We start from the raw sequence: 20,801 nt of genomic DNA on the forward strand, positions 1-20,801 counted from the left end.
GTACCGGGTCATGACGTTGGTGACACTCGGGCCGCGGGCGTGAGCCCGTGGCTTGAGTGGATTCGTTCAGTGTTGTAGTGCTCGATGAAGGGGTCAAGCGCGTCGGCCCGGTGTTGGTTGCCGGTGAAGGGTTGCCGGTAGGCCCACTCGGTCGCGAGGGTCCGGTTGAAGCGCTCGACCTTGCCGTTCTGCCAGGGGCAGTGCGGGCGGATGAACTTCTGCCGCGCGCCCAGGTCCTGGACGGCGTTCTTGAACACGGTCGAGTGCCGGTAGGCGAACGCGTTGTCCGTGATGACCCGCTCGATCCGGGTGATCCCGCGCCCGGCGAAGTACGCCGCTGCGCGGGTCAGGAACCCGGCCGCGGTCGCGCCTTTCTCATCGGGATGGATCTCCGCGTAGGCGAGACGGGTGTGGTCATCGACCGCGGCATGGACGTAATCGAACCCGATCCCGCGGCCGCGGACCTGCTCGCTGCGCCCGTGGACCCGCCAGCCGCCTCCGTCCGGGATCCTCCCGAGCTTCTTCACGTCCACGTGGATCAGATCACCCGGATGCTCGTGCTCATACCGGTGCGCCGTTGACCGGGATGCCCGGATCACGGCCCCGGTGACGGGGTCCAACCATGCCAACGGCGGCGCCCCGTGCCGGCGCAGGATCCGGGAGATCGTGCGGGCCGGAACGCTCGTCACCGGAGCCAGCCGGGCGGGCCCGAACCGAAGTTCCGCGCGCGCAGCCAGCACGGCGCCTTCCTGTTCCGGACTCGTCCTCGCCGGCATCGACCGTGGTCTCGAGGACCGATCCGCGAGCCCCGCGACACCCTCCTGACGGAACCGGGCCACCCACCGATGCGCGCACTGACGCGACACCCCGAGCTCGCGAGCCACATGCGACACCGGACGACGATCCTCGACTACCCGGCGAACGAGGAGAAGACGGCCATGAACAGTCAACCGGGCATTAGCGTGGGACATCGAGGCCTCCTGGCGATGGTTGAACTAGACAGCTCCATCAAGCCAGGAGGCCTCTTCACGCCGCCAGAAGTGTCACCAACGTCACGGCCGGGTACAGCAGCGCGGGCGGGCTAGGTGTAGTTCCTCGGGAGGTTGTGAACGCGTGAGCGGATAGCGAAGACCTCCGGGACGATGTGAGTTACCAAGCACACGTCATCACCGGAGGTCTTCGTGACTCACGCTAATGCCCCGTTCACTCCCGTGGGCAGGGTTCGGCTTGCTCGGTTGATCGTTGAGGACGGGTGGCCGGTCCGGCGTGCGGCGGAGAGGTTCCAGTGCTCGCCGGCGACGGCGTCGAGATGGGCTCGCCGGTATCGGGCCGGGTTGCCGATGACGGACCGCTCATCCCGCCCGCACCGGCAACCGACCCGCACGAGTCGGCGTCGGGAGCGGCGGATCGTCGCGCTGAGATTCACTCGCCGGTGGGGCCCGCACCGCATCAGCTACCACCTGCGTATCCCCCGTTCCACGGTCGAGCGGGTCCTCCGTCGCTACCGGATGCCGTTGCTCACGCACCTGGATTCCGCGACGGGACTCCCCGTCCGACGCTCGCCCGCGCGACGTTACGAGCACTCCTCACCGGGAGATCTGGTCCACGTCGACATCAAGAAGCTCGGCCGCATCCCGGACGGCGGCGGGCACCGAGTCCTCGGCAGAGCGGCCGGCCGGAGGAACACTCCCCGGACCGGGCGGGGATACGCGTTCCTGCACCACGCCGTGGATGACCACTCCCGACTCGCGTACTCCGAGATCCTCACCGACGAGCGCAAGGAGACCGCCGCCGCGTTCTGGGCCCGCGCGAACGCGTTCTTCACCACCGCGGGCATCACCGTGATCCGTGTCCTGACGGACAACGGCTCCTGCTACCGCTCCCACGCCTTCACCGAGGCGCTCGGATCGATCACGCACAAACGCACCCGCCCGTACCGGCCCCAGACGAACGGGAAGGTCGAGCGCTTCAACCGCACCCTCGCCACGGAATGGGCTTACGCCCATCCCTATCGCACCGACGAGGCCCGCGCCGCGACCTACCCTGCCTGGCTGCATCACTACAACCACCACCGCCCCCACACCGGCATCGGCGGACTCACGCCCGCCGAACGCGTTCACAACCTCACTGGGAACTACACCTAGGCGTCGGGCTCGGCCTCGGCCTCGAGCACCGTGCGCGGCTCGTGGCGCACGGGGAAGTTGACGCTCGACGCGATGAAGCAGCGCTCGGAGGCGCCCTGGTGCAGCGACGTCGCGAGCTCGACGTGCGCGGGATCCCGCACCGTGACGACGGGACGCAGGGTGACCTCGACGAAGTGCCCGCCCCCGCCGTCCGTCTGCCGCATGGTGCCGGTGGGCTCGTCGCTGTAGCCCACGACCACGACGCCCGCCGTCGCAGCCGCGTGCAGGTAGCTGAGCAGGTGGCACTGCGCGAGCGCGGAGATGAGGGTCTCCTCGGGATTCCAGCGGTCGACGTCCCCGCGGAACGGACGGTCGGCGGATCCGAGGAGGTCGGGCTTGCCCGCCGCGCGGACGACGTGGTCGCGGCCGTAGGAGCGGTGGTCGGACGTGCCGGATCCGCGGTCGCCCGTCCACTCGACGGACAGGGCGTAGCGGTGCTCGATCTGCATGGGATCACGGTAGCGAACGGGGCCGCGACCCTCCCGGATCCCGCTGCCCGCGCGGGTAAACTCGCCGGATCATGACAGACACCCTGGACTCCGCCCGCGTCGGCACCCCTGCCGGCTCCGCCTCCGACTCCCCCGCCGCGTCCGCCCGCGACGCGCGCCCCCAGGTGCCGCAGGAGCGACGCATCGTGACGGAGATCCCCGGCCCGCTCTCGCGCGAGCTGCACGAGCGCCGGAAGCGCGTGGTGCCGCCCGGCGTCTCCTCCCTGCTGCCCGTCTACATCTCCCGCGCGCACGGCGCGATCGTGGAGGACGTGGACGGCAACCGCTTCATCGACCTGGGCGCCGGCATCGGCGTGACCACCGTCGGCCACACCCGCCAGGAGGTCGTGGACGCGGCGACCGCGCAGCTCGGCGACGTGATCCACACGCTCTTCACCGTCACCCCGTACGAGGAGTACGTGCGCGTGGCGGAGCTGCTCGCGGAGCACACGCCCGGCACGCACGAGAAGCGCACGGTGCTCGTGAACTCGGGCGCGGAGGCCGTGGAGAACGGCGTGAAGATCGCGCGCAAGCACACCGGACGGCGCGCGGTGGCGGTGCTCGACCACGGCTACCACGGCCGCACCAACCTGACGATGGCGATGAACTACAAGGCGTCGCCCTACGGCACCGGCTTCGGCCCCTTCGCCGGCGACGTGTACCACGCGCCCAGCTCCTACCCCTATCACGACGGCCTCTCGGGAGCCGAGGCCGCGGCCCGCACGATCTCGTACCTCGAGAAGCGCATCGGCGCGACCGACCTCGCGTGCGTCGTCGCCGAGCCCATCCAGGGCGAGGGCGGCTTCATGGTGCCGGCCGACGGCTTCCTTCCCGCGCTCCAGGAGTGGTGCACGGCGAACGGCGTGGTCTTCATCGCCGACGAGATCCAGTCGGGACTCGCGCGCACCGGCCGCTTCTTCGCGAGCGAGCACCTCGGCCTCGTGCCCGACCTCGTGCTCACGGCCAAGGGCATCGCGGGCGGCCTGCCGCTCGCGGGCGTGACCGGACGCGCGGAGATCATGGACTCCGCGCTCCCCGGCGGGCTCGGCGGCACGTTCGGCGGCAACCCCGTCGCGGCAGCTGCCGCGGTGGCCGTGTTCGAGGCGATCGAGACGCACGGCCTGCTCGACGAGGCCACGCGCATCGGCGACCACCTGCACCGCGCGCTCACCGAGCTGCAGCAGGAGCACGACATCATCGGCGACGTGCGCGGCATCGGCGCGATGATCGCGATCGAGCTCGTGCAGCCGGGCACGGGATCCACCACGAAGGAGCCGAACGCGGACGCGGTCGCGGCCATCGCGGCGTACTGCCACGCGCACGGCGTGATCATCCTCACGGCCGGCACGTACGGCAACGTGCTGCGCTTCCTGCCGAGCCTCGCGATCTCCGAGGAGCTGCTCGGCGACGCCCTCGGCGTGCTCGCCGACGCGTTCCGGGCCCTCTGATGGGGACGTCCGTCGAGACTATCGCCGTCCAAGGCGCCGTGGAGCTCGCGGTGCTCGAGCGCAGCGGCTTCGTGGAGTCGCGCCACATCGGCGCGGCCGTCGTGCTGTCGCCCGCGGGCGAGGTGCTGCGCGAGGTGGGCGACGCGACCACGCCCGTGTTCCCGCGCTCGAGCATGAAGCCGTTCCAGGCGCTCGCCGTGCTCGCGAGCGGCGCGGAGCTCACCGAGGAGGAGCACGTGCTGGCGACCGCCAGCCACGCCGCGACCGCGCGTCACGTCGAGGTCGTGCGCGGGATCCTCGCGAAGGCCGGCCTCGACGAGTCCGCTCTCCGCTGCCCCGCCGACTGGCCGCTCGACCGGGCCGCGCGCGACGAGCTCGTGCGGGCCGGGATCCCCGCGTCGCCCGTCTACATGAACTGCTCCGGCAAGCACGCCGCGATGCTGCTCGCCTGCGTGACCAACGGCTGGTCGACCGACGACTACCTGCACCCGGACCACCCCCTGCAGGTGCGGATCCGCGACGTCGTCGAGCGCTTCACGGGCGAGCGGATCGCCACGACGGGCATCGACGGGTGCGGCGCGCCCGTGCACGCGATGTCGCTGACGGCGCTCGCCCGCGGGATCCACCGCATCGCGACCTCCGCGCCCGGCTCGCCGTTCGCGCTGTACCGGCACGCGGCGGCGCTGACCGCGGCGGTGCGCGCCCATGGCTGGGCCATCGACGGCCCCGGCCGCGCGAACACCGTCGTGATCGAGCATCTCGGCCTGTTCGCCAAGGGCGGGGCCGAGGGGATCATGATCATGACCGCCCCCGACGGCACGACGGTGGCATCGAAGACGCTCGACGGCAGCCTCCGGGCATCCACGATCGTGGCGCTGGAGCTGCTGGCCCAGGCCGGCGCGATCACGCGGGACGACGTGGAGCGCGTGCGCCCCGAGCTCGACCTCGCGGTGCTCGGCGGCGGCGTGCCTGTGGGCGAGATCCGGGTGTCCCCGGCGCTCATCGGCTGACCCCGGCGGGCTGCACGGGGGCTGTTGCTGCTGCTGTCGCCGCCGCTTCCGCCTGCGCGGGGGCGACCGGCAGCCCGGGCATCACCGGGGGCCACGAGCAGCGGCGCACGTCGCCGTCCGGGGTGATGCGCCAGGCGCGGCCGGGGACCGGGGCGAGCGGCGGCGGCACCGCGCGGACGCGCAGGAGCGTGCGCGCGTCCCGCGGGGTGCAGCCCTCCATCACGACGTCGCCGATGCGGCGGAGATCCGCGAGGAGCGGAGCGCGCAGCAGCCAGGCGTCGGGATCCCCGACCACGACGCGGGGGCGCGCCGCGCGGCCGCCGTCCGGGTGCCCGCCGTGGCCGACCTCGGGTCGCGTCGCCGCGCCGTCTCCGGCCGCGCCGGGGAACGGCTGATCCGGGGACCAGCCCGGCGGGATCCGGGTGGCCTCGACGGCGTCGACGCCCATCTCCCGGAGGCGCGCGACCTGGACGACGGGCGACGGCGTGACGAGCGCGTGGACGGCACCGCCCGCGAGGACCGCGCGCGGCGCGGGATCCACGACGCCCGGACGGCTGGCCGCGCGTCCGCGCCGGGCGGACTCGGCTTCGGGCTCGGCCTCGACCTCGGGCGGCTGCGCGACCTGGATCCGCTCGCCGCGCCACTCCCCCGCACCCGGCGTGGCACGGGCGTCGAAGAGGCGGCCGTCACCGCCCGCCAGCACGTGCTCCTGGCGGCTTGGGAGAGCGAGGATCACCGGCGGGCCCGCGGCGGCGGCCACGGCCTGGAGCGGCCCGCCCGCCCGACGTCCCGAGACGGCGAGCGCCACCCCGGCGTGCGGTCCCTCGCGGACGACCGCGGCCATCCCCTCGAGCAGGGCGGCCTGGTGCTCGGGATCGAGCCGGGAGACGGCGACGTCGAGGTCGTCGGCCAGCACGAGGAGCGGATCCCGGGCGCGGCGCGGGTCGCGGATGCGGGAGACGACGGCGGCGACCGCGTCCCAGCAGCCCTCCGCGTCCGCCGGCACGTGGACCACGTCGACGCCGGACGCGGCGGCGGACGCGGCGATGGTGCGCAGGCATGTGCTGCGGCCGGATCCCGGGCCGCCGATGACGAGCAGGTGGCCGTCCGTCGCCGGGCACCACTCGGCCGTCGCCCGGCGCTGCTCCGCGGGCAGGTCGACGAGGGCGAACGGGACGGCGGGCGCACCGACCCCGGGGGACGCGGATCCGTGCTTGGCGAGGGGCGGCACCGCGGCGAGGTCGGCGAGCGGGACGCACGCGGGCAGCGGATCCAGCCACGGGCGCCGGACGGGGGCGGATGTCGCGCGGGCGGCGGCGATGCGGGCGAGGTCGTCCGCCGTCGTCACCCCCACCTGGAACGGGCGCGTCGGCGCGCCGTGCGCCCCGACCAGGCACCGCCCGGCGGGCGCGTCGGAGAGGCGGGCCGCCTCGGCGGTGCCGAGGAGCGCCCGGCTGTCGGCCTCGTTGTTGACGCGGAGCGAGAGGCGGAGGTCGCAGTTGGCGAGCACCGCGTCGCGCACGACACCGGACGGGCGCTGGGTGCAGAGCACGAGGTGCATGCCGAGCGATCGGCCCCGTGCGGCGATGTCGGCGACGACCTCGTGCAGGCCGTCCTGATCGGCGAGGAGGGCAGCCAGCTCGTCGACGACGATGACGAGGCGAGGCAGGACGCCCGCGGCGGCGGGGTCGTCGACGTCGCGGGCGCCGGCCTCGCGGAGGACGCGCTCGCGATGGCGGATCTCCGCGCGCAAGCTCTCGAGCGCGCGCCGCGCACCTTGCCCGTCGAGGTCGGTGACCAGGCCGACGGCGTGCGGGAGGACGAGCAGCGGGTCGAACGCCGCGCCGCCCTTGAAGTCGACGAGGAGCACGGTGACCTCCTCGGGCGGGTGCGCCGCGGCGAGCGCCGCCATCCACGTGACGAGGAGCTCGCTCTTGCCGCTGCCCGTGGTGCCGGCGACGACGGCGTGCGGGCCGTCCGCGACGAGGTCCACGGCCACGGGACCGGCGTGCCCGATACCGATGACGGCAGCCAGCGTGCGCGGTCGGCGGGTGGGCGCGACGCCGTCCCAGCCGGCGTCGGATCCGTCGCCCGCCGCGAGCCCGAGGGTCGACGTCCCCGGGGCTCCCGCGACCGGCAGCTCCGCGAACGGCACACGCGAGGGCAGGGGCGCCCGCGCCGCCGCCAGGCCGCGCCGCCGCGCGAGGTCGGCGAGCTCGTCGGCGAGGCGCTCCACCTCCGTGAGGGACACGAGGTCGGGCCGCACGAGGCCCGTGCGGGTGACGCGCGGGGACGGGATCCCGACGCGGCCGCCGACGGGCGGGAGCACGTGGGACGGGGCTGTCGCCGTGGACGGCAGGGCGTCGAGGGCGAGGAGGGCGTCCGGGGCGTCCGGCACGGTGTCGGCCGCGAGGATCCGCGCCGTTCCCGGGGTGCGCACGTCGAGCACCGTGCGGCACGCCGCCGGGAGCGACTCGACCCGCGGCGCCGCGGCGAGCACGACCTCCCGCGCGCCGAGCACGAGGCGGATCGCCGAGGCGCCCGGCTCCCCCGGCACCGCGCCCGGCACGACGCCCGGCGCGGCGGGGCGGTCCGCGCCGGTCCGCGCCTCGCGCAGCCCCTCCGCCGCGTGCGGGAGCCGCTCGAGCCAGTCCCACTCGGGCCCGGCCGGGCGCGACGCGATGCGGAGGTCGTCCGGCGGCAGGGCGTGCACGAGCTGGACGACGACGCCCCGGAGCACGGGCTCGACCAGGGCGGGAGCCCCGCGCAGCCCGAGGCCGCCGGCGGCGGGGACGAAGACGGGGGCGTCGGGGACCCAGCGGACGAGATCCGCCCACCGGGCAGGGTCGTGCGCGGCCGAGGACGCCACCGCTGCTCGGGCGTCGACCCGAGCCCGCCTGATGCGCCGCAGCGGGGAGCGGCCGGACAGGCGGGCCCGGAGCGTGCCGCCTCCGGAGCGCTCCTCGGCGTCGGGCACCCGCGCGTCCGGATCCCCGCGCCAGACCAGGCCGCTCGGCACCTCGCCCGTGCCGAGGGCGATGGGGAGCGTGCCGCCGTCGCCCGGATCCGCCCGCCAGAGGAGCGCGGGGTTCGCGCTGCCGTCGAGGATCTCGCGCGCGGACGGAGCCCGGGAGCGCAGGGCGGTGCGGGCGGCGGCGACGCGGGCCCGCACCTCGGCGTGCAGGCGCGCCAACGCGGCGCGGGACTCGCGTTCGACCCGGCGGGCCGAGCGGCGGCCGGAGATGCGCTGGTCCGCGACGCCCGCGACCGCTACCACGGGACCCAGCGCCGCGAACAGCAGCGCGTACGGGGAGCGCGTGACGGCCCAGACGGCGACGCTGACGACGAGGGGCGCCGCGACGCCGAGCACGGGGAACGGGGGCGGCGGGGCGGGTACGGGCGACGGGGGCGGGGAGATGTCCACCGGCCGAGGACACCACGAGCACGGCGACGCGGCGGGCGGGCGTCCGCGCATCGTGGACCGCGGCAGCCTCCTGGCCCTGGGGAGGAGGCGTCAGGGACGCGGAGGACGCCGCACAGCAGGCCCGCCAGGAGCCCGCGAGCCCGCGCCGCCCGCCCGCCCGCCGCTCGCCCGCCGCAGCGACGCGAGCGACACCATCGCCCGGATCCGCTGCCGCCGGGAGCGGCCCGCGTCCATGCGCGCCGCCAGCTCGTCGACGCGGCGCCAGGCGGCGTCGGCGAGCGGATCCGGCACGTCGCCCGGCGCGAACGCCGACTCGTCGGCCATGTCCGCGAGCCCGCGCGCGCCGCCCACGCCCACGAGCCGCGCCACCTCGCGACGCGTGGCGGCGACGGCCGGCACGAGGCCGCGGTCGAGCGCGCCATCGCGGAACTCGTCCCATGCTCCGCCGACCCGGTCGCGCGCCGCCGACGCCCTGCGCCGCCGACGCCGCCGGGAGACCTTGGCGCCCACCACTGCCAGGAAGGGCGACGCCGCGAGCCCGAGCCCGAGGAGCGACCAGCCGGCGACGCGCACGGCGGCGAGCACGGCCTGGAGCGCGGGATCCGCCTCGGGCCGGTCGTCGCGGCCCGTGTCCGGCGGCGTGCGGTCCTCGGGCTCGGCTTGCTCCTCGGCGGGCGGCGGCAGCACGGTCTGCGGACGGGCGACCTCGGTGGGCTCGTCGGGCAGGGCGTCGGGGACGTCGCGGACGGGCGGGTTCGGATCCACCGCGACCCAGCCGGACGACGCCGTGTCGACCTCGATCCACGCCGTGACGTCGGATCCGCGGACCGCGACCGGGCCGCCGTCGGCCTCGCGCACGGCCGCCTCGCCGGGCGCGAACCCCATCACGACGCGGACGGGGAAGCCGAGGTCGTCGGCCATGAGCGCGGCCGCGACCGCGTACTGCTCCGCGTCGCCCAGCATGGGGCGGGTGGTGAGGAGGTCGGCGATCCGCTCGGCCGAGTGCCCCGACCGGCTGAAGGGCGCGTCGCCGACGCCGTGGCTGACGTAGCCGTCGGCGCGGAGGGCGGAGATCGCGGCGACGAGCTGCGCCCCGGGCGAGGCGGAGGTGCCGGCGCCCGCGTCGGCGCCGCCCGCGGTCGCGCCGTCGGGGGCCGCGGTCGAGGCCTCGACGCGCGCGGCGACCTCGTCGGGCACGCTCGTGGGGCGCGGGGCCACGGCATCGCCCGGGCGCTCGTCCGCGAGCGCCTCGAGCGGCGGGGTGGACGCGACGACGGCCTCGATCTCGTACGCGTCGCCCGTGGTCAGCCCGCCGATGACGGCGCCGGTGGCGGTCGCGTCGTCGTAGTAGAAGGAGTCGGCGAGGCGCCCGCCGCCGTCACCCGCGAAGGCGATGCGCTCGAGGCGGCCCGCGCCCGGGAGCCACACGCCGCGGTAGGAGTCGATGACGACGTCGAGGGTCACGTCGTCGCCGGCGACGCCCGTCTGGTCGAGCCGGTAGGGCACGCGCGCGAAGGTGCCGGACGCCTGACCCGTGCGCGACGCGTCGACGCTGCCGCGCGCGCCGCCCGTGCCGTAGACGACGCCGTCGTACGTGTCGAGCGCGGCGAGGCGCACCCGGCCGCCCGCGGGCAGGCCCGCGACGGTGAGCAGCGTGCCGTCCACCGCCGGGGTCTTCCAGTAGGTGCGGAAGGAGGAGAGCGGGCTGACCTGCTCGCGCGGGTCGAAGGGCTGCTCGACCGCGGATCGGAGGCCGGTGCGGGACGCGTCGGGCGGGGCGGCGCCCGTGGCGGCCACCCCGGCGACGAGCGCGACGGCGAGCACGACGGCCGCGGCCGCCCCGGCCCGCGTCCCCGAGCGGCGCCGGTCGGACGCGGACTCCGCGGGGATCCCCGACTGCCGGCCGAGGCGGCGCACGGCGCGGTGCCGACGGCGCCAGCGGCAGCGCGCGATCCAGAGCAGGGCGGTCGCGAGCCAGGCCAGCGCGACGGGGACGAGGAGGCCGGAGACGTCCGGCGCATCCGGGCCCTGGCTGCGGTCGGGGCCGAGGGCGGCGGCGGCGAGGAGGATCACGAGGGACGGGATCACCGCGAGCTCCGGCCTCTGGGCGCGCAGCGCCACCGAGACGCCGATCACGGAGCCGAGCAGCACGAGCGCGAACGCGGGCACGAGGAGCGCCTGGTAGTCGCCGACGGGGAGCGCGATGGTCAGCAGCCGGACGACGCCGAGCGACGCGCCCTCGACGAGCTCGCCGAGTCCCGCGAGCGTGGGCCGCCAGCCGTCGACCGCCCCGGTGGGCACCGCGAGCGGCACGCCGAGCGCGAGGAAGGCGACGAGGACCGCGCCCGCGACGACCGCGCTCCCCCAGCGGAACCGCGCGCCCGCGACCGCGACGAGCGCGCCGACGACCAGCGTGATCCCCGCCATCCGCACGAACGACGCATCGCGGTAGACGGGCCAGAAGGCCGCGGCGGCGAGGCCGGTGAGGAGCGCGATCGCGAGGACGGGGACGAGCGTGCGGCCCGGGTCGCGGGATCCGGCCGGGACGCGGGGGCGGCCCGCGTCGCGACCGGGAGCCGCGCGGCGGGAACCCGCGGCGCTCACGACGCGCTCCGCTGGAGGGCGCCGCGGAGGTCGTCGAGGTAGCCGATCGTGAGGACGGAGAGGTCGCCGAGGCGGCGGAGTCCCGGCTCGACCTCGGGGTCGCAGACCACCGCGACCACCTGCACGCCGGGCGGGAAGCCGACGGCGGCCGAGCGGATCGCGGCGGGTGCGGCCCCGGTGCCGCAGACGAGGAACACGACGGACACGCCCGCGACCTCGTCGGACGCGGCCCGGGCGAGCTCCACGAGCGACGCCGCCCGGTCGGATGCGGTGATCTCGGCGAGGTCGTCGAGGAGGCGGTCGCGCGTGACGGTGGCGAGGCGGCGGAGGCGGGCGGAGCGGGATCCGGGCGGGCCGGAGCGGGCCACGGTGCGGGCGAGGCCGGGCAGCGTCGGCACGGTCGGGAGGCGGCGCACGCGCCGTGCCGTGCGGTCGGCGCTCGCGACGACCTGGAGGGTGCGCGCGTCGACGATGGCGCGCGCCCCCAGGGATCCGACGACGCTCACGGCCAGCTCGAACTCGGCGTCGGCGGTGGATCCGGCGAGCGCGCCCGCCGCGTGCCCGGCCGCGACCGTGGTACCGCCCGCGGGGATCGCCCCGGCGCCGCCCGCCGGCGCGCCCGCCTCCGCGACGGCCGCCTCCCCGTCCCCGTAGTCCCCCGCGTGCAGCGACAGCGCGACCATGATGTGGCTCCGCCGAATCTCCTCGAACCGCCGCACCATGTGCACGCCGGTCTTCGCGGTAGAGCGCCAGTGGATGTGCCGCACCGGGTCGCCCGGCACGTACTCGCGGAGCGACTGGAAGGACACGTCGCTGTCGGTGAGGTCGCGTGTGGCGCGGCCCTCGAGGTCGCGGACGAAGCCCGTGCTCGTGCTGGGCATCGCGAGCGTGCGCGGGTGCACGAGCAGCCGGGTCGCGGCGGCCTCGGCGGACTCGCGGCGCACCAGGCCGATCGGGTCGCCCCGGACGATGCGCGCGGGGCCGAGCGCGATCACGCCGCGGCGCGAGGTGGGCACCACGAACACGTCCTCGTGGGTGTGGCCGTGCGCGAGGGACGGCACGTGGACCTCGGCGAGACCGGATCCGACCGGCACCTCCACCGTGAGCCCGACGGCCCGGCGGCGCAGCGGGTTCCGGACGGCGACGGTCGCGGGCGCGCGCTCCCCCGCCACCACGCGGTCGCGCGGGAGGCGCAGCGACACCTCGACGCCGGACGACCCGACGAGGTGGAGAAGCGCGATGAGCCAGAGGGCGCCGGCGGTCCACCCGACCGCGACGAGCTCGCGCCAGCCCAGCGCGTAGCCGGCCGCGCCCGCGAGGACGGCGCCCAGCGCGACGACGCGGCCGAGCGGCGTGACGACCGCGACCAGGCGCGCGAGCGCGTGGCGCGGCCGGGCGACGGCAGGGGCGGGGCCGGCAGCACCGGCAGCAGCGGCAGCGGCGGCAGCACCGGCAGCACCGGCAGCACCGGCGACGGCAGGGGCGGCGCCGGGCTCGGGAGCGGGCGCGACGGCGCGCGCGACGGCGGCGGGATCCGCGGCGTCGGCGCCGCCGCGCGTCCCGACCGCGCTCATCCGCCCGGCCGCGCGGCGGACGGCCCCGCGGCCCGCGCCCCCGCGTGCCCGTCGCGCGGCGGCGCGGTCTCGATGAGGATCTGCGACAGCACGCTCGTGGGCGTCACGCCGTCGAACTCGGCCTCGGGATCCAGCAGCAGGCGGTGCGCGAGCACGGGCTCGGCGAGCGCCTTCACGTCGTCGGGCACCACGTAGTGCCGGCCGTCGGCGGCGGCCCAGGTACGGGACGCGCGCACGAGGGCGAGGGCACCGCGCACGCTCGCGCCCAGCCGCACCTCGGGCGCGGCGCGGGTCGCGTCGACGAGGCGCACCACGTAGTCGGCGACCGCGGGATCCACGTGCACGGTCCCCGCGCGCTCCTGCAGCGCCCGCACGGCCGCCGCCGACGCGACGGGCGCGAGCGTCACGTCGTGCGCGCTCACGGACGCGCCCTGCAGGATCCGCAGCATCGACTCGTGGTCCGGGTACCCGATGGAGGTGCGGAGCAGGAACCGGTCGAGCTGCGCCTCGGGCAGCGCGTAGGTGCCTGCCTGCTCGATCGGGTTCTGCGTGGCGATGACCATGAACGGGTGCCCGACGTCGTACGGCGTGCCGTCGACCGTGACGCGGCCCTCCTCCATCACCTCGAGGAGCGCCGACTGGGTCTTCGGGCTCGCGCGGTTGATCTCGTCGGCCAGCACGATGCTCGCGAACACCGGCCCGCGGTGGAACTCGAACTCGCCCGTGCGCTGGTCGTAGACGCTGACGCCCGTGATGTCGCCGGGCAGCACGTCGGGCGTGAACTGCACGCGGCTGTGCGTGCCGTCGACGGTCTGCGCTATGGCGCGCGCGAGGGACGTCTTGCCGATGCCGGGCACGTCCTCGAGCAGCAGGTGCCCGCCCGTGACCATGGCGGTGAAGGCGAGGCGCACCACGTGGGACTTCCCGAGCAGCACCTGCTCGACGTTGCGCACCAGGCGCGCGAACTCGTCCTGGAAGGCGCGGGCCTCGTCGGCGGTCATCGTCATGGGGGGCGTGCCTCTCGGGTGCGGCCGCGTCGTCCGGCGGGATGGCCGCGGGTTCGGCCGTCATCCGCGGTGGGCGTACGTGTACAGGGTGCCCGAGTTCGCGGTGACCCGCACCTCCAGGATCCGCTCGCCGCCCGCGGGGACCGCGCACGACCCGGCCGCGCCCGAGGACGCGTCGGTCCACGCGCCCTGGCCGCCGCAGCGCCACTCGCTGCGCGCGTACCCGCTGCCGTCGCCGACGCGCGCGCCGCGACCCGCGGCCGGCGGCATCGAGGTCCACGAGAAGGCCGTGACGCCGGCGTCGTCGGTCGCCGAGCGCACGTCGCCCGCGCGCGCGTCGACGGCGGTGCCGGCGGAGACCGGATCCGACCAGCCGCTCGAGCGCTGGCGCCCGTCGCCCGAGTCCTCCACGACGCGCACCTGGATCGTCGCGCCGACGCCCGTGCGCGGCAGCGTGAGCGCCTGGCCCACGCCGATGGGGACGCCGTCGCCCTGCCCGTCGACCCGGTACAGCAGCAGCGCCGACGCGGACGGGTCGCCCGGCCGGTAGCGGGCGTCGGCGAGGACCGCGCGGAAGACGCCGTCGCTCCCGCGGTCCGGGCTCGGCAGGTCGACCGTGACGACGGGCGTCGACGGCGCCGTGCGCGGGATCAGCTGGCCGGCCTCGACGACCGTGCAGCCCTGGCTGTTGGCGGCGAGCACCGCGAAGGCGACCGGCTGATCCGTGGCGAGGCCCGTGAACACGTGGCTGGTCGCGCCGCCGACGTCGACCGCGGGTCCGTGCTCGGCCGACCACGGCGAGACGCCCTCGGTGGGCACGGAGCAGCCGGGCGCGGAGCCGGGGGCGTACGCGGCGACGAGGTAGCGGATCCCGTCGACGCCCTGGCCCTGGAACGCGGGCCAGGACACAGTGACGCGCGTCTCGTCGGCCGGGTCGGCCACGGCGCCGGGCACGCCCGTCGCGGTCGGAGCGCCGCGCGGCGTGCCGGTCGCGGTGGCGGCGAGCCACGCGGATGCGTCCTGCACCTGGGCGCTGTTGCGCGCGGCCACCGCGACGGCGACGGGCACCTCGGCGACGAGCGACGGATCCCGCACCTCGACGCTCGTGGCGTCGGCCGCGACCTGCCGGGTGATGCCGCCCACCCCCACGACGTACTGCGTGACGGGGCTCGACGACGACGGCACCGCCGACGGCTGCCACGAGACGCGGAGCCCGTCGACGAGCGGCTCGATCGCGAGGCCGGCGGGGGCGGCCGGGAGCACGTCCGACCACAGGCCCGAGATCGACACCGGGTCCGAGGTGCCGACCCCGTTGATCGCCACCACCTCCACCTGCACCGAGGCCGCGGGGCCGTTGCCGGGCGTCGGCACGGTGCACGTCGTCGACGGGCAGACGACGGCCGCGGTCGCGGTGCCGCCGCGGAGGACGCGCACCTGGTAGCCCGTGATGGCGGATCCGTTGAAGGCGCCCGGCTCGAACGCGACCGTGAGCGACCGGTCCGCGAAGCCGGACGCGCGGAGGGCCGAGACGGGCCCCGGGCGGTCCTGCACGTGGATCACGACGGTGCCGAACGCGGCCCGCCCCGCGTCGCCCGTCGCGTCGCGCACCTCGTACTGCACGCGCACGTCGCCGGGCTCGGCGTCGGCGGACGCGTTGACGGCGAGGGTGGCGCGGTCGGCCGACGGCGTCACCGTCACTCCGGCAGGGAGGCTCGCGCCGTCGGCGCCGCGGATGGAGGCGACCGTGAGCGGCGTGCCCGGGAACGGGTTGCCCGCCTGGTCGTTGGCGAGCACGTCGATGGACGTGGAGGATCCGCGGGTCACCTCGCCCTCGTCGGTCGCGGGCTCGGCGAGCGGGCGCGTCGACGGCACCACGCGGAGGTCCACGCGGCCCGCCCGCCCGGTCTGCGTGGCGTCGCGGACGCTCACCGGGAACGACGCGGCCTGTCCCGTCGCCGCGGCCTCGTCGGCCGAGATGCGGAGCGTGCCGCCGTCGACCGACGCGCGGAAGCCGGCGGCGACGGCCCCCTCCAGCGCGAAGGCGAGCTGCCCGCGGTCGTCCTGGTACGGGTAGGTGGTGAGGCGGCCGAGGTCGACGTCCTTGGACTGCCCGGGCTCCAGGTCGATGACCGCGCCCGTGAACACGGGCGGCTGGTTCTCGGTGGGCGTGACCGTGATGGGGAGCACGAGCGCGGCCGTGCGCCCGCCGTCGGCGCCGGATCCGGATCCGTCGGTCACCGTGAACGAGATCGCCGCCGGCCCGAAGTACCCCGGCTCGCTCCGGTACGCGACGGTGTCCTCGTCCACGAGCTCCACGGGTCCGTCGGCGTGCGTCGCCTGGGGCGAGTTCGGGTCGGCGATGCGCACGGCCCGGCCGCCCGCGGCGACCACCTGCTGGTCGAGCTCGACCACGAGCCGCTCGCCGCTCGCCACGGTCGGGCGCGGCACGCCCACGCGCAGCTGCGGCAGCGTGTCCTCGAAGCCGGGCACCCAGACGAAGGCCGTCGCCGAGATCGAGGGGTCGTCCGGCTGCGCCACCGTGAACGGGACGATCCGGCGCTCGTCGCCGACCTCGACGCGGATCCGCCCGTCGGCCGTCACGCGCGCCACGTCCTCGTAGCCCGCGCCGACCGCGAGCACGAGCGACGACGCGTCGCCCTCCGCGGAGAAGACGCTGCGCATCACGTCCACGTCGACGCTCGACCGGTCGAGCACGTCGGAGAGCTGCAGCACCGTGTCGCGCGCGATGGGCCGGGTGGGCGGCGCGGCGGGATCCACGATCACGGTGAGGAACGCCTCGTCGCTCCCGCCGCGCGCGTTGCGCACGCCGTAGACGAAGCCGTAGCGCCCGGCCTGCTCGGGCGCGACGACGCGGACGGTGTCGCCGTCGAGGCCCGCGACGAGCCCCTCGGCCTGCGGCTGCACCGACACGAGCTCGAGCGCGCCGCCGTCGGGATCCGTGTCGTTCGCGAGCACCTGCACGCGCAGCACGCGGCCGGGCCGCACGGTCACGGTGTCGGCGGTCGCGACGGGGTTCCTGGCGCCCTCGACGCGCGTGCTGATGCCCACGCGGATCGTGCCGGTCGCCCGGGCGCCGAGCCCGTCGACCACGGCGTACGCGAACGCGTCGGTGCCGGTGGAGTAGTCGCCCGCCTGGTAGTCGATCCAGTCCGGCCCGACCTCGATGACCTGCCCCTTCTCCGGCCCGCTGTCCTGCCCGAGCAGCCGCACGGAGTCGCCGTCGGGGTCGATGCCGGTGAGCGGCACCGGGATCCGCACGGTCTCCCCCGCGAGCACGCGCGCCGTGAGCGGGCGCGGCACGGGCGCCGCGTTGGTCGCGACGTCGGCCTCGCGCACGGACACGGTGAGGGTCGCGGTCGCCCACTGCCCGTCGGGCGCGACCGCGCGGTAGACGGCCGTGTAGTCGCCCGTGCGGTCGGGCGCGAGGTAGCGGAGGCGGTCCTCGCTCGCGAAGAGGAGGCCGGCGCCCTCGGGCAGCGGATCCACGAGCACGGGGTCGAGGCGCAGCGCGTCGCCGTCGGGCTGCTCGTCGTTGGCGAGCACCGGGATGTCCACGGCGTCGCCCACGCGCACGGCGACGCGGTCGTCGGTCGCGACGGGCGGCTGGCGGACGGCCGGCTCGGGCACCTCGATCACGGTGATCACGCCGGTCGCCTCGGCCACGCCGTTGCTCACGCGGTACGCGACGTCCACGGGTCCGTCGAGCGGCCGCGTCAGGCTGATCCGCACGAGCCGCTGCCCGACGACCTCCGCGCGCACGCCCACGGCGTCGTCGGGCGATGTCGCGTCGGTGATCACGAGCACGCCGCCCGCGGGGTCGAAGTCGGCCTGGAGCACGTCCACGTCCTGCGCCTGGAGCGCGCGCACGAACACGGTGTGCGGCACGGTCACGGGCCGTCCGTCGGACTCGACGGCCCCGCGCACCTCGACGCGCACGACGCCCGTGGCCGTGGTCCGCCCGTCGGTCACCGTGTACTCGAGCAGGTGCGTGCCGGCCTGGCCGCCCTGCAGGCGGAAGGTGCCGGCCTCGAGGTCGGGCGTGATCTGCACGCCGGCCCGCGCGGGGACGGCCGCCAGCCGGATCGCGCCGCTCCCGCCGCGCGCGTGCGTCAGCGGCTCCACCGTGATCTCGCGCCCGAGCGACGCCTGCACGACGAAGCCCTCGGCCACGAGCGGCACGTCCCCTTCGCGGCGCACGGTGACGACCAGCTCCCCGGATCCCTCCTCGCGCCCGTCGGACACCTGCAGCGCGACCGTGCGCGTGTCGCCGCCGGCCCCCGCGTCCGTGTAGACGACGCGCCCCTCGGGCTTCCAGCTGACGGCGTCGGGCGCGGCGACGCTCGCGCGCGTGAGGTACACGGGATCCCCGTCGGGGTCGTACCACCCGCCCAGCACGTCGGTCTGCAGCCGGTCGCCCTCGGCCACGGATCCGGTCGCCGGCCGCACCTGCACGGGCGGCGCGTTCTCGTCGGGCGCGCGCACGGCGACCCGCACGTCCGCCGTCGCCGTGCCTCCGCGCCCGTCGCTCACGACGTACGAGAACCGCACCGTGCCGGACGCGCGCGCGGCGAGCGCGAGCTGGAGGCCCTGGCCGTCGTCCACGACGTCGACCGCGCCGACCTCGGCGTCCACGGGTGTGACGGAGTCGATCACGAGCACGTCGCCGTTCGGGTCGTGGTCGTTGAGCAGCACGGGCAGCGCGGTGGTGCGGCCGGGCCGCGCCCCGAGGTCGTCGTCGACCGCGACGGGCGGCTGCTGCACGCGGTCGGTCTCGGGCGGGGTGTCCGCGGTGTTCTGCTCGACGACGGTGTCGGAGCGGTCGCGGTCGATGAGGTCCGACCAGTTGTCGATGCGGCCCGCGTCGCGCTGCACGGCCCAGGCGGTGCCGCCGCGCGTGTCGTTGAGCACGACGCGCGCGCCGTCGACGACGAAGCGCAGGGACGCCTGCTGCGGCATGGATCCGAGGTCGCCGGTCGCGCCCGCCGCCGTGCGCCGCGCGTCCTGGTCGACCTCGCCCGCACCCGGGAGCACGGCGGGGGCCAGGCACCGCTGCCAGCCGGATCCGTCGGTCCAGCCCGCGTACTCGCAGCCGGCCACGCGGACGGGGCGCGCGGGCTCGCCGCGCGCGTCGCCGGAGACGACGACCGGCTCGCCGCCCGCGACGGGCACGTCGACGAGTCCGCCCGAGTGCGCGACGAGCACGCCGCTCCCGTCCGAGGAGGCGCGCTGGAGGGCGACGCGCGCGTCCGCGGCCACGGATCCGGCGAGGTCGACCGTGCGCCCGTCGACGAGGAGGGCGCGCGCGTCGGCGTCGTAGAGCGCCCAGTGGTCGCCGACGGAGGCGAGCGCGAGCCGCTGCCCGGCGGGTCGGCCGGAATCCCCCGCCTGGACGGTCTCGCCCGCGAGCGCGGCCGCGGGGTCGGCGAGGGCGTCGGCCGCCTCGTCCACGGGCGCGCCGACGGGCCCGACGTCCACGGTCTCGCTCACCGTGTCCTCGGTGGCGGCCTGGATACGCGACAGCGCGCCCGTCGCGGCCGAGTACACGAGGAGCGTCCCGTCGTCGCCCATCGACGCGACGGCGTCGGTCCCGAGGAGGAGCGCGGGCGCGCTCGCGGCGTCGAACGCGGAGAGGCCCGCCACCGGCACGAGCCACAGCTGGCCGGTCGCCGGCACGAGGATCGCGGCGCGGGATCCCGCGAGCATGACCTCGGCGCCCGCGGGCAGCGGCGCCGTGTCGACCACCGCGCTCGTCGCGTCGTCGACCACGTCGAGGCGCGAACTGCCGCGGTCGGCGAGCAGCACGGTGGATCCGGCCTGCAGCACGTCGATGTCCTCGCTGCGGGAGTCGACGACGCTGTCGAGCTCGAGCACGGACGTGTTGGCGCGGCCGATGGCCTGCTGCGCCGAGTTGACGACCCACACGGATCCGTCGTCGAGGTCGACCCGCTGCGCCTGGTAGCCGTCCGACACGAGCGCGAAGCCCGTGAGGAGGGCGAGCACGACGGCCCCGCCGGTGACGGTCGTCGCGGCCTGGCGGTGGCGGCGGATCCACTCGCGGATCATCGCGGCAGCTCCGCGCACTTCTCGGTCGACGCGTCCCCGGCGACGCCGTCGCGCGTGACGGTGACGCGGATGCAGGCGCGCTCGCCCGCGGCGCCGCCCGCCCCGCCGGCGCCGGCCGTCACGCGGAAGGTCGTGTCGCGCTGCGTGCTCGGCAGGCCGCCGTCGCGGACCACCTGGTAGGCGTCGTCGGCGCCGAGACCGGGGTCGCTCCAGGAGAACAGCACGCCGTCGGCCGCCGCGGACGCCCGGATCTCGTCCACCACCGGGATGTCGCGCGCCGCGGTGCCGGTGCCCGACCCGCCGAGCAGCATGCCGACGATCACGCTCGCGACGACCGCGCCGGCCGCCGCCGCCGCGATCGCGACGCGGTGCCTGCCGAGGAACGCGCGCCGGCCGGCGGCCGCGGGCCGCACGGGGGCGGACAGGCCGACGGGCCCGGATCCCGACCGGCCGAGGGAGGTGGACGCGGATCCCGCGCGCACCGGGTCGGAGGCGGTCGCCGGGACGCCGGGACGAGCAGCCCCGGCCCCGGCCGTCGCGCGCGCGGACGCGGGTGCCGCCTTCCGCCTCGCCCGCCGGACGCCGCCCGCGCCGCCCGACCCGGTCGTCCCCGGATCCACCTGCACGATGCCGCGCACGCGCGTCGGGTCGTCGTCCTCGTCGACGCCGGCCGCCACGGCCGACGCCCACTCCTCGCTCGCGACCTCGAGCGGCGTCTGCGCGAGCCGCAGCTCCGCCTCCACCGCCTGCAGCTCGCGGACGAACGCGAGCGCCGACTCCGGCCGCGCCGACGGCTGCCGGGACATCGCGCGGCGCAGCACCAGCTCGAGCCGCTCGGGCACGTCGTCGCGCCCGGTCGGCAGGGGCCTGGCCCTCTGGATCCTCGCGACGAGGTCGGCGGGCGCGTTCTGCCCGCCCGGCACCTCGAACGGGCTGCGGCCAGCGAGTACACGGTCGCCGCGAGCGACCACACCTCGCT

General features: G+C 76.5%; 11 protein-coding genes. 3 read left to right on the forward strand and 8 right to left on the reverse strand.

Annotated elements, in window-relative coordinates:
* Positions 1 to 8: 8 nt before the first annotated feature.
* The gene (locus CMS_RS10855) at positions 9 to 971 is read right to left on the reverse strand and encodes an IS481 family transposase (RefSeq protein WP_012299495.1); all 963 of its coding nucleotides are present in this window, start codon (positions 969 to 971) and stop codon (positions 9 to 11) included.
* Between the two features lie 210 nt (positions 972 to 1,181).
* Between CMS_RS10855 and CMS_RS10860 the strand changes: the two genes are divergently transcribed.
* The gene (locus CMS_RS10860) at positions 1,182 to 2,144 is read left to right on the forward strand and encodes an IS481 family transposase (RefSeq protein ID WP_012299496.1); all 963 of its coding nucleotides are present in this window, start codon (positions 1,182 to 1,184) and stop codon (positions 2,142 to 2,144) included.
* Here the strand turns inward: CMS_RS10860 and CMS_RS10865 are convergent.
* Positions 2,141 to 2,632, reverse strand: a complete 492-nt coding sequence (locus CMS_RS10865) for an OsmC family protein (protein WP_012299497.1) — start codon at positions 2,630 to 2,632, stop codon at positions 2,141 to 2,143. The two genes, CMS_RS10860 and CMS_RS10865, sit on opposite strands and share 4 nt — an antisense overlap.
* 71 nt (positions 2,633 to 2,703) lie before the next feature.
* Between CMS_RS10865 and gabT the strand changes: the two genes are divergently transcribed.
* Complete coding sequence (gabT, locus tag CMS_RS10870; protein WP_041464634.1) at positions 2,704 to 4,119, forward strand: 4-aminobutyrate--2-oxoglutarate transaminase; 1,416 nt, start codon at positions 2,704 to 2,706, stop codon at positions 4,117 to 4,119.
* Positions 4,119 to 5,129: an asparaginase gene (locus CMS_RS10875; protein ID WP_012299499.1), complete on the forward strand. Its 1,011-nt coding sequence runs from the start codon at positions 4,119 to 4,121 to the stop codon at positions 5,127 to 5,129. The genes gabT and CMS_RS10875 overlap by 1 nt, the downstream gene beginning before the upstream one ends.
* Here CMS_RS10875 and CMS_RS10880 read toward each other — a convergent pair.
* The 6 genes from CMS_RS10880 to CMS_RS18255 all read right to left on the reverse strand — a co-directional run bounded on the left by CMS_RS10880 (position 5,119) and on the right by CMS_RS18255 (position 20,793).
* Positions 5,119 to 8,553, reverse strand: coding sequence for an FtsK/SpoIIIE domain-containing protein (locus CMS_RS10880; protein ID WP_012299500.1), 3,435 nt, complete (start codon positions 8,551 to 8,553; stop codon positions 5,119 to 5,121). The genes CMS_RS10875 and CMS_RS10880 overlap by 11 nt on opposite strands.
* 90 nt (positions 8,554 to 8,643) lie before the next feature.
* Positions 8,644 to 11,157, reverse strand: a complete 2,514-nt coding sequence (locus CMS_RS10885) for a transglutaminase-like domain-containing protein (protein WP_012299501.1) — start codon at positions 11,155 to 11,157, stop codon at positions 8,644 to 8,646.
* Positions 11,154 to 12,731, reverse strand: coding sequence for a DUF58 domain-containing protein (locus tag CMS_RS10890; RefSeq protein ID WP_012299502.1), 1,578 nt, complete (start codon positions 12,729 to 12,731; stop codon positions 11,154 to 11,156). The genes CMS_RS10885 and CMS_RS10890 overlap by 4 nt, the downstream gene beginning before the upstream one ends.
* Positions 12,728 to 13,738, reverse strand: a complete 1,011-nt coding sequence (locus CMS_RS10895) for an AAA family ATPase (protein ID WP_041464635.1) — start codon at positions 13,736 to 13,738, stop codon at positions 12,728 to 12,730. The genes CMS_RS10890 and CMS_RS10895 overlap by 4 nt, the downstream gene beginning before the upstream one ends.
* Positions 13,739 to 13,798: 60 nt before the next feature.
* Entirely contained in the window at positions 13,799 to 19,840 is a 6,042-nt protein-coding gene (locus tag CMS_RS10900; RefSeq protein ID WP_223842634.1) for an Ig-like domain-containing protein, read from the reverse strand.
* A complete protein-coding gene (locus CMS_RS18255) occupies positions 19,819 to 20,793 on the reverse strand; it encodes a serine/threonine-protein kinase (RefSeq protein ID WP_306295602.1) in 975 nt (324 codons plus the stop codon). Before CMS_RS18255 ends, CMS_RS10900 begins: the two co-directional genes overlap by 22 nt.
* Positions 20,794 to 20,801: the final 8 nt, after the last annotated feature.

Origin of the sequence: Clavibacter sepedonicus, from assembly GCF_000069225.1 — a bacterium.
In the GTDB taxonomy this organism is placed as follows: domain Bacteria; phylum Actinomycetota; class Actinomycetes; order Actinomycetales; family Microbacteriaceae; genus Clavibacter; species Clavibacter sepedonicus.

What these genes read in the sequence shown, in the direction of transcription:
- CMS_RS10895 (WP_041464635.1), bottom strand. Translation starts at nt 13,738, where the DNA reads ATGACGATGACCGCCGACGAGGCCCGCGCCTTCCAGGACGAGTTCGCG.
- CMS_RS10890 (WP_012299502.1), bottom strand. Translation starts at nt 12,731, where the DNA reads ATGAGCGCGGTCGGGACGCGCGGCGGCGCCGACGCCGCGGATCCCGCC.
- CMS_RS10865 (WP_012299497.1), bottom strand. Translation starts at nt 2,632, where the DNA reads ATGCAGATCGAGCACCGCTACGCCCTGTCCGTCGAGTGGACGGGCGAC.
- CMS_RS10855 (WP_012299495.1), bottom strand. Translation starts at nt 971, where the DNA reads ATGTCCCACGCTAATGCCCGGTTGACTGTTCATGGCCGTCTTCTCCTC.
- gabT (WP_041464634.1), top strand. Translation starts at nt 2,704, where the DNA reads ATGACAGACACCCTGGACTCCGCCCGCGTCGGCACCCCTGCCGGCTCC.
- CMS_RS10875 (WP_012299499.1), top strand. Translation starts at nt 4,119, where the DNA reads ATGGGGACGTCCGTCGAGACTATCGCCGTCCAAGGCGCCGTGGAGCTC.